Source organism: Pseudomonas sp. Z1-29 (assembly GCF_051131995.1).
In the GTDB taxonomy this organism is placed as follows: domain Bacteria; phylum Pseudomonadota; class Gammaproteobacteria; order Pseudomonadales; family Pseudomonadaceae; genus Aquipseudomonas.
Genome location: NZ_CP071645.1, coordinates 1,717,750 through 1,732,816, shown reverse-complemented (window position 1 = coordinate 1,732,816; position 15,067 = coordinate 1,717,750). Strand labels below are relative to the sequence as shown.

Below are 15,067 nucleotides of genomic sequence, written 5' to 3'. Positions count from 1 at the left end.
CTTAAAGACTGTTGATCAAAGTGCTGAAGATTTCCTGCGCCGCCTTGATGATCTGCGAGGACGCGGTGTAGTACTGCTGGAACTTCACCAGGTTCCCGGTCTCTTCGTCCAGGTCCACGCCGGACAGCGAGTCGCGGGCGTCCGAGGCGTTTTTCAGGATCGCGCCAGTGGCGGCGCTGTCGAGCTTGCCCTGAGCGGCCTTGGCACCGACGCCTTCGACCAGCTTGCCGTAGGCATCGCTCAGGGAAATACCTTTGCTGTTGCTGTTGGTGTCGACGGTCTTGCCTGTCTGCAGGTCGGCCAGGGCGGTGCCGTTACGGTTGTCCAGGCTGCCGGGCTGGGTAAGCGTGACGTTGATGGCGGCACCTTTGGTCGGTGCGCCGGCGATGCTCATTTCAAAAGCGACCGTGCGTTGTACCGGCGGGGTCGCGCCATCCGTGATCGGGTTGCCATTGGCATCCTTGAGCGGAATGGTCAGGTTCAGGGTGTTGCTTTCGCCGGGCTTGATCGAACCGGTACTGATCTCGTTGCCCTGGGCATCGAGCAACTGATACGGCTGGCTGGTGCCATCGGCGGACGGATCACCGAACACCACCTTGACCGGCGTGGACGTCTTGATGCCATTCTGGATGATGCTGGTGGTGGCGGCGTCGTAGATGTCCAGCTTGGTCGTCAGGGTCGGCTGGCCGCTGGCCGGAATGCTCAGCGTGCCGCTGCCGCCGGGTGCGATGGCGGCGCCCAGCGGCGCGGCGATCGCCAGCCGCTTGGAGTCGGTCATCTCGGTCTTGATGCTGGCCGCCGCGTTGCGGGTCGGGGTCAGCTTGAACGAGTCGCCGGTTGCCGCCGTGCCGTTGACGAATTTCATCGAGAAACCGTCGATTTCCGGCGGGGGATTGGTCGTGGTGCTGAAGCTGCCCATCGACGTGCCGTCGGGCAGGCGCTGCACGGTGTAGTCGGTGCCGCTGGTGAAGGTGACCTTGTAGTCATTGGTGCTCAGCTTGCCGGTGTCCTTGATGGCCACTTCGAAGTTGCCGGACCCGGTGCTGTTGTTCAGCGATGCCACGCTGCGCTGGCTTACCTGCGCGGCGCTGTTGATATTGGAGAACAGGTTGGAGCCAAAATCACCGTTGCGGTCGATGCCCGAGGCCTGGATGGCATTCATCTGGTCGGCAACGACCAGGGCCACGCGCCCCAGCTCGTTCATGGCCGGGTCGAGCACGGTGCTGCGGTAGCGCATCAGGCCGCCGATCTCGCCGCCCGAGAGGACCTGAGTGAGGTCCATGACACTGGAACCACTGTTGAGCTGGATGCCCAGGCGCCCCGGATCGTTCTTGTCCGGCACGGTTTCCAGCTTGTTGACCGTGGTGCCCAGCACCAAGGGCTGGCCGGAGCCCAGGTAGATGTCCAGGCTGCTGCCATTTTCCACGACCTGGGTACCGGTCAGGCTGGAAATCTGCCGAATGACTTCGCCGCGAGCATCGAGCAGGTCGTTGGGTGCGCCACCGCTGTTGGAAACCTCGGCGATTTTCTTGTTCAACTGAGCCACGGTGTTAGCCAGGCTGTTGACCTGCTCGACCATGGTCTTGAGGTTGCCGTTGATGGTCTCGCTCTGTTTGTTCAGCTCGCTGGCGACGGAATTGAACCGGGCGCTCATGGCCTGGGCATCGCTGAGCAGCAACTGGCGGGACGCATCGTCGCCCGGCTTGGCGTTGACGTTCTGCACCGAGGCGAAGAACTTGGTCAGGGCACCATTGAGACCGGTGCCGGTGTCCGACAACAGCGCATCGAGCGGGGAAATCTGCGACTGGTAGGCCGCCGCGTCACTGTTGAGCGAGGTGGTGGTCTTCAACTGCGCTTCGAGATAGGCGTTGTATACCCGCCGCACGTCGGCCAGGGTGGTGCCGGAACCGATGAACACGTTGCCGTATTGATTGGAAGCCTTGGTGCCCTGCACGGTCTGCTGGCGCGAATACCCATCGGTATCGACGTTGGCAATGTTGTTACCCGTGGTTAACAGGGCGAACTGACTGGCCGACAGGCCCGACATCCCTATGTTGAGCAGACTCATGGTTCAATCCTTATAAAATCGTGGTAGCGCTTGCCGAAGCGAAGTTTTGTGGACTCGTCATCTGCCGAGCTATCTGCGAAATCTTGCTGGCGTAGTTCGGGTCGGTGGCGTAACCGGCCTTCTGCAATTCGCGTACAAACTGTTCCGGGTTATCGGCCGACTTCAGCACAGCTTGATAGCGACTGTTGCTTTGCAGCAGATTGACCAGGTCATGGAAGCTGTCGCGGTACGATGCGTAGGAGCGGAACTCGGCGGTTTCCTTGACCATCTCACCGTTGCGGAATTCGCTGGTGATTGCCCGCGCCGAATCGCCCGTCCAGTTCTTGCTGGCCTTGATGCCGAACAGGTTGTGACTGCTGCTGCCATCAGGCTGACGCATGACCGATTTACCCCAACCGGTTTCCAGGGCGGCCTGGGCCACCAGGTAACGCGGATCGACACCGATGCGCTCGGCGGCTTCCTTGGCCATCGGCAACATCGCATTGACGAATTCATCAGCATCGCGGAACGCCTTGCGGGCCGGCGCCAGTGGCGGTTGTGCCACGGCGCGCCCATAAACCTGTACCTGCCCTTTGGCCTCGGAATCCTTGAGCGCGGCCAGCCAGTCACCATTGCCCAATTCGCCGGTGGCCGGCTTGACGGCGGCAACGGCGCGGTCAGGCAGGATGTTCTGTGCGGGCGCCTCGGTCGAGGCCGCAGCCGCAGGCACCAGCCCGGCGAGCAGGCGGTCGGCCAATTTCGGCGGCAGCGCCAGGCGACGCTGGTTGAGCAATTCCATATCGTTGCGGTGCACGCCCTCGCCTGCACCTTGCGGCGCGTTCACGGCCCGCGAAGCCCACAGCGGGCGCTGGCCATTGGTGCGCGACAAAGGCCCGTCGGTGGGCAGCGTTCCGGCGGCCACCGGCGTTACAACCGGCTTGGTCACCTTGTCCAGCGCCTCTTGCTGCTTGGCGGCGGACAACGTAGCCGCCTCACCTGGCGCCGTCGGTTTGTTCTTCGACATCTGGCGCAGCAGCACGTCGGCCAGGCCGATACCACCGCCCTCGCGGGACATCGAAACGGCCAGCTGCTGGTCGTACATTTCCTGATACTGCTTGGCTTCGGCAGTATTCATCGGATTGTCCTTGCCCATCGCTTCGGTGGCCGAACGCATGGACTTGAGCATCTCGCCAAGGAACAGCGACTCGAACTCCTGCGCCACCTTGCGCAGGTTACCGTCGCTGTTCTTGTCGCCGACCTTGAGCTGGTTCAGGCGGTTGAGGTCCGAGTAGGACCCCGAATCGCCGCTGATCAAAGCGCCCTTGCGCATATCCATGGCTCGTTCCTTAAATCACGATCAGGTCGGCTTGCAACGCGCCGGCCTGCTTCAAGGCTTCGAGAATTGCCATCAGGTCGCCCGGTGCCGCGCCGACCTGGTTTACCGCCCGGACGATCTCATCCAGGGTGGTGCCCGGGCCGAACTTGAACATCGGCTTGGCTTCCTGTTCGGCATTGACCCGCGAGCGCGGAACCACGGCGGTCTGGCCGTTGGACAATGGCCCCGGCTGGCTGACGATCGGGTCTTCGGTGATGGTCACGGTCAGGCTGCCGTGGGTCACGGCGGCCGGCGAAACCTTGACGTTCTGGCCGATCACGATGGTGCCGGTGCGCGAATTGATGATGACTTTCGCCACCGCCTGGCCCGGATCGACCTCAAGGTTTTCGAGGATCGACAGGTAGTCGACGCGCTGGCTCGGGTCCAGTGGCGCGGTGACACGAATCGAGCCACCGTCGATGGCCTGGGCCACGCCTGGGCCGAGCATGTCGTTGATCTTGTCGACGATGCGCTTGGCCGTGGTGAAGTCGGAACGGTTGAGGTTCAAGGTCAGGCTGTTGCCCTGATTGAAGCCGCTCGGCACGGCACGTTCAACCGACGCACCGCCGGGAATACGGCCGGCCGACGGAACGTTGACGGTGATCTTCGAACCGTCACGCCCCTCGGCATCGAACCCGCCCACCACCAGGTTGCCCTGGGCGATTGCGTAGACGTTGCCGTCGATACCCTTGAGCGGGGTCAGCAGCAAGGTCCCGCCACGCAGGCTCTTGGAGTTGCCGATGGACGAGACAGTGATATCCACTTGCTGGCCGGGCTTGGCGAACGGCGGCAGGTCGGCACTGATCGACACCGCCGCGACGTTCTTCAACTGCACGTTGCCGGAGCCGGCCGGCACCTTGATGCCGAACTGCGACAGCATGTTATTGAAGGTCTGCAGGGTGAACGGAGTCTGGGTGGTCTGGTCACCGGTACCGTTCAGGCCCACGACCAGGCCGTAACCGATCAACTGGTTGGAACGCACGCCGGAAATGCTGGCGATGTCCTTCAGGCGCTCGGCTTGAGCGGTGAAGGCTGCCGACATCACCAGGGCACCGATCAACAGCTGTTTAAGATTCAACTTGATCACCTAGAAAGGGAACTTCGGGCTGAGGAAGAAACGGTCGAACCAACCTGGCTGACTCGCATCGGCAAAGGCACCAGTGCCCGAATAGGTGATGCGCGCATCGGCCACGCGGGTCGACGGAACAGTGTTGTCGGTGGAGATGTCATCGGCGCGGACCATGCCGGCAATACGCACCAGCTCATCGCCGGTATTGAGCGTCAACCACTTCTCGCCGCGTACGGCGATGATGCCGTTGGGCAGTACATCGGCGACGGTCACGGTGATCGAACCGGTCAGGCTGTTGCTCTGGCCGGACTGGCTGTCGCCTTGGGTCGACCGGTCGGAACCGTAGCCGGCGTTGAGGCTCAGGTCGCCGCCACCGATCGGGTTGTTGGTGGTCAGGCTGGAGCCGAACAACGACGTCAGGCCGACGCTGGTCTGGCTGGTCTTGTCGATCTGCGAGTTGGCGTTCTTGCTGGCCTGGGTCCGCTCGTTCAAGGTGATGGTGATGATGTCACCGACCCGGAAAGCCTTGCGGTCGCTGTACAGGTTCTGTTCGAAGCCAGCCTGGTAGATCGAGCCGTTATTGGCGGCAGCCGGCAACGGCGTGCGTGGCAACACCGGAGCGTAATACGGGTCATTGGGCTTGGGCGTTGGCGCGACACAGCCCGCCAGCGCGGTAACCCCACTCAATGCCAGAACAGATACAAAGCGATTCATGACCCTACCTCTTGGTGTTGCAGGCGACCCTGGGGCCACCCTATCTACCTAATGACGGATTTAGCGACGTATTACAGGTTCTGCGTGACGAACGAGAGCATCTGGTCGGCGGTGGAGATCACCTTGGAGTTCATCTCGTAGGCGCGCTGGGTGGTGATCATGTTGACCATTTCCTCGACGGTGCTCACGTTGGAGGTTTCCAGGGTGTTCTGCAGCGTGGTGCCGAAACCGTTCAGGCCTGGGGTGCCGACTTGCGGCGCGCCGCTGGCGGCGGTTTCCAGGAACAGGTTGTTACCCACCGCCTGCAGGCCGGCCGGGTTGATGAAGTCAGCGGTCTGCAGGTTACCGATCACCTGCGCAGCCGGATTGCCCGCGATGGTGATGGACACGGTGCCGTCACGGCCCACGGTGAATGTCTGCGCATCGTTCGGGATGACGATGGCCGGCTCCAGGGCGAAACCGCTGGCGTTGACGATCTGGCCGTTGGAGTCGAGGTGGAAGGTACCGTCACGGGTGTAGGACGTGGTGCCGTCCGGCTGCAGGATCTGGAAGAAACCGCGACCGTCGATGGCCATGTCCAGCGGCTGCTCGGTGGTTTGCAGGCTACCGGCGTTGAAGTTTTTCTGGGTGCCGACAATGCGCACACCGGTACCCACTTGCAGGCCCGAGGGCAATTCGCTGTCCTGGGTCGATTGGGCGCCTGGCTGGCGTTTTACCTGGTAGAGCAGGTCCTGGAACTCGGCGCGATCACGTTTGAAACCCGTGGTCGAAACGTTCGCCAGGTTGTTGGAAATAGTGGAAAGGTTGGTGTCCTGGGCGGACAGACCTGTTTTGGCAACCCAAAGAGCCGGAAGCATTCGATTCTCCTCATACGCCTGTTTTTCGGCGCAGCGCTGTAATTAATGATTAGATCTGCAAGACCCGAGCCATGGCCTCATCGCCTTCTTTGGCGGTGGTCATCATCTTGACGTGAAGCTCGAACTGCTTGGCCAGGGCCAGCACCGAAGTCATCTCATCCACGGCATTGACGTTGCTCGCTTCCTGGAACCCCGACACCAGCTGCACGTTGCCATCGATGGGCGCCGGCTGGCCGTCCTTGGAACGGATCGAGCCGTCCAGGCCTTTGGTCATGGTCTTGAGGTCCGGGTTGACCAGCTTGATGCGGTCCACTTCAGCCATCACCCGTGGGCCTTCGCCCATGGCGCGGATGCTGATGGTGCCGTCCTGGCCGATTTCGATTTTCTGCTCTGGCGGCACGGCAATCGGACCGCCGTTGCCCATCACCGGCATGCCGTTGCCGGCGCGCAGCACGCCAAGGGCGTCGACGTTGAGGCTGCCGGTGCGCACGTAGCTTTCGCCACCGTCGGGGTTCTGCACGGCCATCCAGCCCGGCCCGCTGACGGCCACGTCCAGTTCACGGCCGGTTTCAATCAGCGCACCCGGGGTGAAATCGGTAGCAGGCCGTTCGGACATGGCAAACGCCCGCGCCGGAAAGCTGTCGCCGAACACCGGCATCGAACGTGCCTGCTCCAGGTCTTTCTGAAAACCGTTGGTGGAGATGTTCGCCAGGTTGTTGGCATGGGCCCGCTGCGCCAGTGCGTTCTGGCTGGCGCCGGTCATTGCCACATAAAGGTACTTGTCCACTGTCGTTCCTCTGCATGCCGGACGTTTGCCGTCCACTGCTGTGTTGCAGAGCCTTAAGCAATTAGCAGACCAACTTTTTTCTGACGGGCCCGGGCCCGGTAAACAAAGGGCTGGAGAATTGTGGAAGGGATACTGGAGCAAGACCGGAGACGAAAAACCGGCGGTGGCATGCCGGTGGGTGGCAATGCTTGTCCCCGGCTGATGGCCACTGCCGCCATCGCGAGCAAGCTCGCTCCCACATTGGATCTTCAGCGCTCTGCGGGTTGGGGTGCATTTGGAAAACCCAGTGGGAGCGAGCTTGCTCGCGATGAGGCCGGCACAAACACAATAGATAAATAGCTATGACTCGGTTTTACCGACTTCATACTCGCGCAGCTTATTGGCAATAGTCGTATGGGAAACCCCCAACCGCTTGCCCAGTTGCCGGCTGCTGGGGTGTTCGGAGTACAGGCGCTCCAGCACCGCTTTCTCGAAACGCCCGACGATCTCGTCCAGCCCACCCTCCAGGGAAAAGTCGCCAAGGGGTTGGCGCACGCCGTAGTCCGGCAGGCGGATGTGCTCGGCCTTGACCTTTGCGCCGTCGCACAGGGAAACGGCCTGGAACAGCACGTTTTCCAACTGCCGGACGTTGCCCGGCCAATGGTAGTGGCTGAGACGTTCCATCGCCGCCGGGGCAAGCCTTGGCAGCGGACAGCCGATCTGGCGGCTGGCCTGGTCGAGAAAATGCTCCACCAATGGCTCCAGCCCATCGAGGCATTCGCGCAACGGTGGGATATGCAAGGAAAGCACGTTCAAGCGGTGGTACAGATCCTGACGGAATTCCCCTCGGGCGCAGAGTTCGGACAAGTCGACCTGGGTCGCGCAGATCACCCGGACATCCAGGTAGACCTCTTCGTCACTGCCGACGCGACGAAAGCAACCGTCCTGCAAAAAGCGCAGCAACTTCACTTGCAGGCGCGGGCTCATTTCCCCAACGCCGTCGAGGAACAGCGTGCCTCCCGCAGTCAGCTCCAACAGGCCGAGCTTGCCTTCGGCCCGGGCGCCTTCAAAGGCACCGGGGCCGTAGCCGAACAACTCGGTCTCGGCCATGGACTCCGGCAGCCCGGCGCAGTTGAGCGCCATCAGCGGTGACTGCCCGCGCGGACTGGCCAGGTGACAGGCGCGGGCCAGCAGTTCCTTGCCGGTACCGGTTTCGCCTTCTATCAACAGCGGCGCGTCCAGCGGGGCCATGCGCCGCGCCTCGCGAACCACTGCCGCCATCACTTTCGAACTCTGGAAAATACTGTCGAAGCCGCGCAGCTCCTGCTTGCGCACATTGTAGATACGCTCGCCGACCCGGTCGGCGCGGTGCAGGGTCAGTACCGCACCGGCCATGGCTTCGCTGTCGTCGTGCTCCGATTGCAGCGGGGCGATGTCGGCCAGGAACACATCGCCCTTGACCTTGACCCGCAGCCCGTTGATACGCGACTGGTTGGCGCGCACCAGCTCCGGCAAGTCGAAGTCCTCGGCGTAGCGGGACAGCGGGATGCCGGGCACTTCGTCGACCCGCACCCCGAGCAACTGCGCCGCCGCCCGGTTGGCCGCGACAATAGAGCCGCCCATGTCGATGGACAGCACCGGAAACTCGAGGGCGCCGAGCAAGGCGTTGAGCTCCATGTGCCGACGCTCGCTGGGCATCAGCCCTACCCGCTTGACGCCGAATACCCCGGCGATCCCTTCGAACTTGGGACGCAACGCCTGGAACTGGATATTGATCAGGTTCGGACAGTGCAGGTAGATCGCATTGCCGTGCTCGCCCCCCACTTCGCCACGAGCGACGTTGATGCCGTATTCCACCAGCAGGTTGAGGATGTCCCGCAGGATGCCGATGCGATTCTGGCAGTGGACTTTGATGCGCATAAAAGGGCCCAGGTGCATATGAGTAGAAAAGCGCGCCATTCCAGCCCCTCTGTGGCGAGGGAGCTTGCTCCCGCTGGGCTGCGCAGCAGACCCAAAACAGGGGCCGCTTCGCGCCCCAGCGGGAGCAAGCTCCCTCGCCACAAGTTTTTTCGGCGCAACAGCGCAAATAGTCGTCAAGATTATGTGACAGTTGTAGGAGCTTTTATAGCCTGATATCCCTTCAAAGCGGCGATACCCGCCAATACGTAACGAAAAGTTTACAAAATTGCCGCAGATAAGCCCTTCAATCTTGAATCGACCTGCTGCACCCGCTCCTGCTTCGAGTTATCTCTAATCCATCGCTGGACATAACAAAAAACAAGTCTTCCCTTGAGGGATAACAGCAGGAGAGCAGCATGAAGCAGACGCAATACGTGGCCCGCGAGCCCGATGCGCAAGGTTTTATCGACTACCCCGCCGAAGAACACGCGGTGTGGAACACGCTGATCACCCGCCAGCTGAAAGTCATTGAAGGCCGTGCGTGCCAGGAATACCTGGACGGCATCGACAAGCTTGGCCTGCCCCACGACCGCATTCCACAACTGGGGGAAATCAACAAGGTGCTCGGCGAAACCACGGGCTGGCAAGTCGCCCGGGTACCGGCGCTGATTCCGTTCCAGACGTTCTTCGAACTGCTCGCCAGCAAACAGTTTCCGGTCGCGACGTTTATTCGTACCCGTGAAGAACTCGATTACCTGCAAGAGCCGGATATTTTCCACGAGATCTTCGGCCACTGTCCGCTGCTGACCAACCCGTGGTTCGCTGAATTTACCCACACCTACGGCAAACTTGGCCTACAGGCTTCCAAGGAAGAACGCGTTTACCTGGCGCGCCTCTATTGGATGACCATCGAGTTCGGCCTGGTGGACACCCCGCACGGTCGGCGCATCTACGGCGGCGGCATCCTGTCGTCCCCCAAGGAAACCGTTTATTGCCTGTCGGACGAGCCGGAGCATCAAGCCTTCGACCCGCTGGAGGCCATGCGCACGCCGTATCGCATCGACATCCTGCAGCCGGTGTATTTCGTCCTGCCCGAGCTCAAGCGCCTGTTCGACCTGGCCCACGAGGACATCATGGGCATGGTCGGGCGCGGCCGGGAACTGGGCCTGCACGCGCCGAAATTTCCACCGAAAGCGGCGTGAACCGCTACTTTTGCTTTCAATTGAGTCTGTTGCGCCACGCGGCTTTGCTTTAGCGTGGGCGCATCGACGTTTTCCAAATATTCGATCCGGGAACACACCATGAACACTCTGAACCAAGCCCATTGCGAAGCCTGCCGCGCCGATGCCCCGCAGGTCAGCGACGAAGAACTGCCGATCCTGATCAAGCAGATCCCCGACTGGAACATCGAAGTGCGCGACGGCGTGATGCAGCTGGAAAAGGTTTTCCTGTTCAAGAATTTCAAGCATGCCCTGGCGTTCACCAACGCGGTCGGCGAAATCTCCGAGGCTGAAGGGCATCACCCCGGCCTGCTCACCGAGTGGGGCAAAGTCACCGTGTCCTGGTGGAGCCACTCCATCAAGGGTCTGCACCGCAACGACTTCATCATGGCCGCCCGTACCGACGACGTCGCCAAGACCGCCGAGGGCCGCAAGTAATGCATTTCGATGCCATCGGCCGCGTGCCCGGCGACCCGATCCTCGGCCTGATGGAGGCCTACGGGGCGGACAGCAATCCTGGCAAGTTCGACCTGGGCGTGGGTGTCTACAAGGATGCCCAGGGCCTGACGCCGATTCTCCAGTCAGTGAAACAGGCCGAACAGCAACTGGTAGACCGTCAGTTCACCAAGACTTACATCGGTGGCCATGGTGACGCCGCGTTCGGCCGGTTGATCAATGAACTGGTGCTCGGAGCAGACTCGCCGCTGCTCGCCGATAAACGCGCCGGCGCCACCCAGACGCCGGGCGGTACCGGCGCCCTGCGCTTGAGCGCCGACTTCATCGCCCAGTGCCTGCCGGGCCGTGGCGTCTGGCTGAGCAACCCGACCTGGCCAATCCACGAGACCATTTTCGCCGCCGCCGGCGTCAAGGCCAGCCACTACCCCTACGTCGGTGCCGACAACCGCCTGGATTTCGAGGCAATGTTGGCAACCCTGAACCAGGTGCCAAAGGGAGACGTGGTACTGCTGCACGCCTGTTGCCACAACCCCACCGGTTTCGACCTGACCCATGAGCAATGGCGCCAGGTGCTCGACGTGGTGCGCAGCCGCAGTCTGCTGCCGCTGATCGACTTCGCTTACCAGGGCTTTGGCGACGGGCTGGAGCAGGACGCCTGGGCTGTGCGGTTGTTCGCCGAAGCGCTGCCCGAAGTACTGATCACCAGCTCATGCTCGAAGAACTTCGGTCTTTATCGCGACCGCACCGGTGCGCTGATCGTCTGCGCCCACGATGGTGAGAAACTGGTCGACATCCGCAGTCAACTGGCCAACATCGCTCGCAACCTGTGGTCGACGCCACCGGACCATGGTGCGGCGGTGGTTGCGACGATCCTTGGCAATCCGCAGTTGAAAGGCCTGTGGGCCGACGAAGTGGAAGCCATGCGCCTGCGCATCGCGCAGTTGCGCGGCGGATTGCTGGAAGCGCTCGAACCCCATGGTCTACGCGAACGCTTCGCCCATATGGGGGTGCAACGCGGTATGTTTTCCTACACCGGACTCTCGCCGGAACAGGTCGGGCAACTGCGCGAGCGCCATAGCGTCTACATGGTCGGCACCGGCCGGGCCAACGTGGCCGGCATCGACGCGACGCGCCTGGATGCGCTGGCGCTGGCGATTGCGGATGTTTGCAAGTAAGCAACGTCTGTGGCTAGACATCCGTTGTGGCGAGGGGATTTATCCCCGCTGGGTTGCGTAGCAGCCCCAAGATTTGTATCGAGCCACTTGATATCCCGAGGCGTCAGCTTTAAGGGCTGCTTCGCAGCCCAACGGGGATAAATCCCCTCGCCACAGATAAATTCCCTCCGCCAAGGGCCAGGCTGGTTTTCTAGGCGCCGGTCCATTCCTGCACAAACTGCCCGATATCTTCCTGCGGCGCCGCGCGCGCCTCTTTTTGCGGTGTACCCAGGTAAAGGAAGCCGATCACCTCCTCCCCTTCCTCCAGGCCCAGCCCCCGCGCGACGTGGGGCGAATAGGCCAATTCCCCGGTACGCCACACCCCGCCAACGCCCTGGGCATAAGCGGCCAGCAAAATCCCATGGGCCGCGCAGCCGGCTGCCAGCAATTGCTCAGGCTTGGGAATCTTGAAATGGTCCTGCAATCGCGCGATCACCACCACGACCAAGGGCGCGCGCAATGGGCCATTGAGGGCCTTCTCCACCACGGCTTCCGGCACCAGCGGATCATTGAAGCGTGCCGCCTCGGCCAGCAGCTCACCCATGCGGTGACGTGCTTCGCCTTCGATGGTCAGGAAACGCCACGGGCGCAGTTGGCCATGATCCGGCGCACGCATCGCTGCGGCGAACATGACCTGGCGTTGTTCGGGCGTGGGCGCAGGGTCCACCAGACGCGGAACGGAAACACGGTTGAGCAAAGCGTCGAGAGCCTGCATCGGCGACCTCCTGGAAAAATGTTCGGCTATTCTAGTGGCTTGTGCCGCCAGTTCGTTAGTGCAAATTCAGTTGCAAGCAGCGCCGGGCGCCGGTTTACATGCCGCTTGTCACAGGTAGAATGGCGCCCTTTCCCCTATCAGCCCGAGCGGACTTCATGGCGTTGCCGACCCTGCGGATCATTGGTTTCATCATCGGCATCTTCCTGATCACCCTGGCGATCTTCATGATCGTGCCGATGGCCACGTTGCTGATCTACGAACGCACCAGCGACCTGCCATCATTCCTCTGGTCGAGCATGATTACCTTTGTCGCCGGCCTCGCGTTGATTCTTCCCGGACGCCCCGAGCACATCCATCTGCGCCCCCGGGACATGTACCTGCTGACGGTCAGCAGTTGGCTGGTGGTGTGTGTCTTTGCCGCGCTGCCGTTCTTGCTGACCCAGCACATCAGCTACACCGATTCTTTTTTCGAAAGCATGTCGGGCATTACCGCCACCGGCGCAACGGTCCTCAGTGGCCTGGATAAAATGTCGCCGGGGATCCTGATGTGGCGCTCGCTGCTGCACTGGCTCGGCGGTATCGGCTTCATCGGCATGGCGGTGGCGATTCTCCCGCTGTTGCGCATCGGCGGCATGCGGCTGTTCCAGACCGAATCGTCCGATCGCTCGGAAAAAGTCATGCCGCGCTCGCACATGGTGGCGCGGCTGATCGTGGCCTCCTACGTCGGCATCACCATTCTCGGCACGCTGGCACTGTGGTGGGCCGGGATGAGTCTGTTCGATGCGATCAACCATTCGATGTCAGCCATTTCCACCGGCGGTTTTTCCACCTCCGACCTGTCCCTGGCCAAATGGACGCAACCGGCCGTGCATTGGGTCGCCATTGTCATCATGATCCTCGGCAGCCTGCCGTTTGCCCTCTACGTCTCGACCCTGCGCGGCAACCGCCGGGCGCTGATCAAGGACCAGCAAGTCCAGGGGCTGATCGGCGTGCTGCTGGTCACCTGGCTGGTGCTCGGCACCTGGTACTGGGCCACCACCGACCTGCATTGGCTCGACGCCCTGCGGCACGTGGCGCTGAACGTGACGTCCATCGTCACCACCACCGGTTTTGCCCTGGGCGACTACAGCCTGTGGGGCAATTTCTCGCTGATGTTGTTCTTCTACCTGGGTTTCGTCGGCGGCTGCTCGGGTTCGACCGCCGGCGGGATCAAGATTTTCCGCTTCCAGGTTGCCTACATCCTGCTTCGGGCCAACCTTAACCAACTGATTCACCCGCGCGCGGTGATCAAGCAGAAATACAACGGTCACCGCCTTGACGAAGAAATCGTCCGGTCGATCCTGACGTTCTCGTTCTTCTTCGCCATCACCATCTGCGTGATCGCGCTGCTGCTATCGCTGCTGGGCGTCGAATGGATGACGGCGCTGACCGGCGCCGCCAGTACCGTGTCCGGCGTCGGCCCGGGGCTTGGCGAGACCATCGGCCCGGCCGGCAACTTCGCTCCGCTGCCGGATGCGGCCAAGTGGATTCTTTCAGGCGGCATGCTGCTCGGCCGGCTGGAGATCATTACGGTGTTCGTGCTGTGTATTCCGGCGTTCTGGCGTCACTGACCGGCGTCGCTACAGCCCGCGCCCGGTATTCGCCGGGCGTGGTGCCGAACCAGCGCCGAAAGGCCCGGAAAAAATTGCTCGGGTCGGCAAACCCCAACAGATAAGCCACTTCCAGAAGCGTCATGGTCGGCTGCGCCAGGTACTGCTCGGCCAGTTCGCGGCGCGTATCGTCCAGCAAGTTCTGGAAACTCGTGCCCTCATCCTGCAAGCGCCGCTGCAAGGTACGTTGCGACAAGTGCAGGGTCTGCGCGACCACGTCCCGCTTGGGCTCGCCCCGGGGCAGCAGCCGGCAGAGCACCTGCCGCGCCTGGTGGGTCACGCGGCTTCCGGAAAAACGCGCGAGGTATTCGCCGGCAAACCGATCGTGGAGCTGCGCCATGGCCTCGTTGGCCGTGGGCAGCGGCGCCTCCATGTCCTCCTGCTGGAAAATCAGCGCGTCATAGGGAGCATCGAACACCAGTGGCGCGCCAAAAGCCTGTTGATAAGGTGCCAGGTCAACGGGTTCGGAACCCTGGAACAGTACCTTTACCGGATGCAAGGTGCGTCCGGTCAACCAACTGCACAAGGACAGCGCGCAGGCCAGGGAGGCTTCGGCACTTTGCCGGGTCGGCGGAAGGTGATCGCCATGCACGGTGAGAATCAGCCCATAGCTCTCCTCCAGATGACGAAAACTCAAGTCGGCGCTTTCGGCAATGATCCGCTGGTAGCGCACCAGCCGCTGGAAGCCTTCGACCAGCGTGCGACTGGACATCAATGCGTAACCGACCACATGGAACGATGCCGGGCGTACCACCTTGCCCATGTTCAGGCCGATGGCGGGGTTGCCGGAGCGAGCCACCGCCAATTGCCAGAGCCGCGTCATCGAGTCCTGGGTAAAGCGCGCGTCGGGATCTTCCAGCGCAGCAAAATCCAGCGCCAGTTGCTTGAACAGCGCCCGACAGTCCAGGCCGTCCATTTCCAACGCCTTGACAATCCCCATCGCCCAGCTTGAAGAAGTCGTTCGTTCGCTCATGACGTTTTGCTTGCATGACGAGCCGCAGGGTACGGCTGGATTTGCGAAGGATACTAAAGTGGCGCTCTTTGTCACTGGCTATGGAGATTGTTCGCTCTAGACTCAATGTATGC

Annotated in this window: 13 protein-coding genes; 4 read left to right on the top strand and 9 right to left on the bottom strand. The window is 61.9% G+C overall.

Annotated elements, in window-relative coordinates; translation table 11 throughout:
- Window position 1: 1 nt before the first annotated feature.
- The 7 genes from flgK to J3P84_RS08045 form a co-directional block, all read right to left on the bottom strand.
- Complete coding sequence (gene flgK / locus J3P84_RS08075; protein WP_434629188.1) at window positions 2-2,068, bottom strand: flagellar hook-associated protein FlgK; 2,067 nt, start codon at window positions 2,066-2,068, stop codon at window positions 2-4.
- A 10-nt stretch (window positions 2,069-2,078) separates the two neighbouring features.
- Window positions 2,079-3,383 (bottom strand): flagellar assembly peptidoglycan hydrolase FlgJ, encoded by a 1,305-nt coding sequence (flgJ, locus tag J3P84_RS08070; RefSeq protein ID WP_434629186.1) that lies wholly within the window; start codon window positions 3,381-3,383, stop codon window positions 2,079-2,081.
- A 10-nt stretch (window positions 3,384-3,393) separates the two neighbouring features.
- Complete coding sequence (locus tag J3P84_RS08065; protein WP_434574135.1) at window positions 3,394-4,464, bottom strand: flagellar basal body P-ring protein FlgI; 1,071 nt, start codon at window positions 4,462-4,464, stop codon at window positions 3,394-3,396.
- Window positions 4,465-4,509: 45 nt separating this feature from the next.
- Window positions 4,510-5,205 (bottom strand): flagellar basal body L-ring protein FlgH, encoded by a 696-nt coding sequence (gene flgH, locus J3P84_RS08060; RefSeq protein WP_434629184.1) that lies wholly within the window; start codon window positions 5,203-5,205, stop codon window positions 4,510-4,512.
- A gap of 71 nt (window positions 5,206-5,276) precedes the next feature.
- The gene (gene flgG / locus J3P84_RS08055) at window positions 5,277-6,062 is read right to left on the bottom strand and encodes a flagellar basal-body rod protein FlgG (RefSeq protein ID WP_434572605.1); all 786 of its coding nucleotides are present in this window, start codon (window positions 6,060-6,062) and stop codon (window positions 5,277-5,279) included.
- Window positions 6,063-6,111: 49 nt separating this feature from the next.
- On the bottom strand, window positions 6,112-6,849 hold the full coding sequence (locus J3P84_RS08050; protein WP_305499560.1) for a flagellar basal body rod protein FlgF: 738 nt from the start codon (window positions 6,847-6,849) through the stop codon (window positions 6,112-6,114).
- Window positions 6,850-7,188: 339 nt separating this feature from the next.
- The gene (locus tag J3P84_RS08045) at window positions 7,189-8,748 is read right to left on the bottom strand and encodes a sigma-54-dependent transcriptional regulator (RefSeq protein WP_434629182.1); all 1,560 of its coding nucleotides are present in this window, start codon (window positions 8,746-8,748) and stop codon (window positions 7,189-7,191) included.
- 395 nt (window positions 8,749-9,143) lie between these two features.
- On the opposite strand from J3P84_RS08045, the gene phhA reads away from it, so the two are divergent.
- The 3 genes from phhA (at window position 9,144) to J3P84_RS08030 (ending at window position 11,578) form a co-directional block, all read left to right on the top strand.
- Window positions 9,144-9,929 (top strand): phenylalanine 4-monooxygenase, encoded by a 786-nt coding sequence (gene phhA, locus J3P84_RS08040; protein ID WP_434629180.1) that lies wholly within the window; start codon window positions 9,144-9,146, stop codon window positions 9,927-9,929.
- Window positions 9,930-10,028: 99 nt separating this feature from the next.
- Window positions 10,029-10,385 carry a 4a-hydroxytetrahydrobiopterin dehydratase gene (locus tag J3P84_RS08035; RefSeq protein WP_434629178.1) on the top strand — a complete coding sequence of 119 codons (357 nt, stop codon included), beginning with the start codon at window positions 10,029-10,031 and terminating at the stop codon, window positions 10,383-10,385.
- Complete coding sequence (locus tag J3P84_RS08030) at window positions 10,385-11,578, top strand: amino acid aminotransferase (RefSeq protein WP_434629177.1); 1,194 nt, start codon at window positions 10,385-10,387, stop codon at window positions 11,576-11,578. Before J3P84_RS08035 ends, J3P84_RS08030 begins: the two co-directional genes overlap by 1 nt.
- A gap of 190 nt (window positions 11,579-11,768) precedes the next feature.
- On the opposite strand, the gene J3P84_RS08025 is transcribed toward J3P84_RS08030, so the two are convergent.
- Complete coding sequence (locus tag J3P84_RS08025) at window positions 11,769-12,332, bottom strand: NAD(P)H nitroreductase (RefSeq protein ID WP_434629176.1); 564 nt, start codon at window positions 12,330-12,332, stop codon at window positions 11,769-11,771.
- A 155-nt stretch (window positions 12,333-12,487) separates the two neighbouring features.
- On the opposite strand from J3P84_RS08025, the gene J3P84_RS08020 reads away from it, so the two are divergent.
- Entirely contained in the window at window positions 12,488-13,942 is a 1,455-nt protein-coding gene (locus J3P84_RS08020) for a TrkH family potassium uptake protein (protein WP_434629174.1), read from the top strand.
- Here the strand turns inward: J3P84_RS08020 and J3P84_RS08015 are convergent.
- Entirely contained in the window at window positions 13,899-14,954 is a 1,056-nt protein-coding gene (locus tag J3P84_RS08015) for an AraC family transcriptional regulator (RefSeq protein ID WP_434629172.1), read from the bottom strand. The two genes, J3P84_RS08020 and J3P84_RS08015, sit on opposite strands and share 44 nt — an antisense overlap.
- Window positions 14,955-15,067 lie beyond the last annotated feature (113 nt).

What these genes read in the sequence shown, in the direction of transcription:
- flgK (WP_434629188.1), bottom strand. Translation starts at nt 2,068, where the DNA reads ATGAGTCTGCTCAACATAGGGATGTCGGGCCTGTCGGCCAGTCAGTTC.
- flgJ (WP_434629186.1), bottom strand. Translation starts at nt 3,383, where the DNA reads ATGGATATGCGCAAGGGCGCTTTGATCAGCGGCGATTCGGGGTCCTAC.
- J3P84_RS08065 (WP_434574135.1), bottom strand. Translation starts at nt 4,464, where the DNA reads ATGTCGGCAGCCTTCACCGCTCAAGCCGAGCGCCTGAAGGACATCGCC.
- flgH (WP_434629184.1), bottom strand. Translation starts at nt 5,205, where the DNA reads ATGAATCGCTTTGTATCTGTTCTGGCATTGAGTGGGGTTACCGCGCTG.
- flgG (WP_434572605.1), bottom strand. Translation starts at nt 6,062, where the DNA reads ATGCTTCCGGCTCTTTGGGTTGCCAAAACAGGTCTGTCCGCCCAGGAC.
- J3P84_RS08045 (WP_434629182.1), bottom strand. Translation starts at nt 8,748, where the DNA reads ATGCGCATCAAAGTCCACTGCCAGAATCGCATCGGCATCCTGCGGGAC.
- phhA (WP_434629180.1), top strand. Translation starts at nt 9,144, where the DNA reads ATGAAGCAGACGCAATACGTGGCCCGCGAGCCCGATGCGCAAGGTTTT.
- J3P84_RS08035 (WP_434629178.1), top strand. Translation starts at nt 10,029, where the DNA reads ATGAACACTCTGAACCAAGCCCATTGCGAAGCCTGCCGCGCCGATGCC.
- J3P84_RS08030 (WP_434629177.1), top strand. Translation starts at nt 10,385, where the DNA reads ATGCATTTCGATGCCATCGGCCGCGTGCCCGGCGACCCGATCCTCGGC.
- J3P84_RS08025 (WP_434629176.1), bottom strand. Translation starts at nt 12,332, where the DNA reads ATGCAGGCTCTCGACGCTTTGCTCAACCGTGTTTCCGTTCCGCGTCTG.
- J3P84_RS08020 (WP_434629174.1), top strand. Translation starts at nt 12,488, where the DNA reads ATGGCGTTGCCGACCCTGCGGATCATTGGTTTCATCATCGGCATCTTC.
- J3P84_RS08015 (WP_434629172.1), bottom strand. Translation starts at nt 14,954, where the DNA reads ATGAGCGAACGAACGACTTCTTCAAGCTGGGCGATGGGGATTGTCAAG.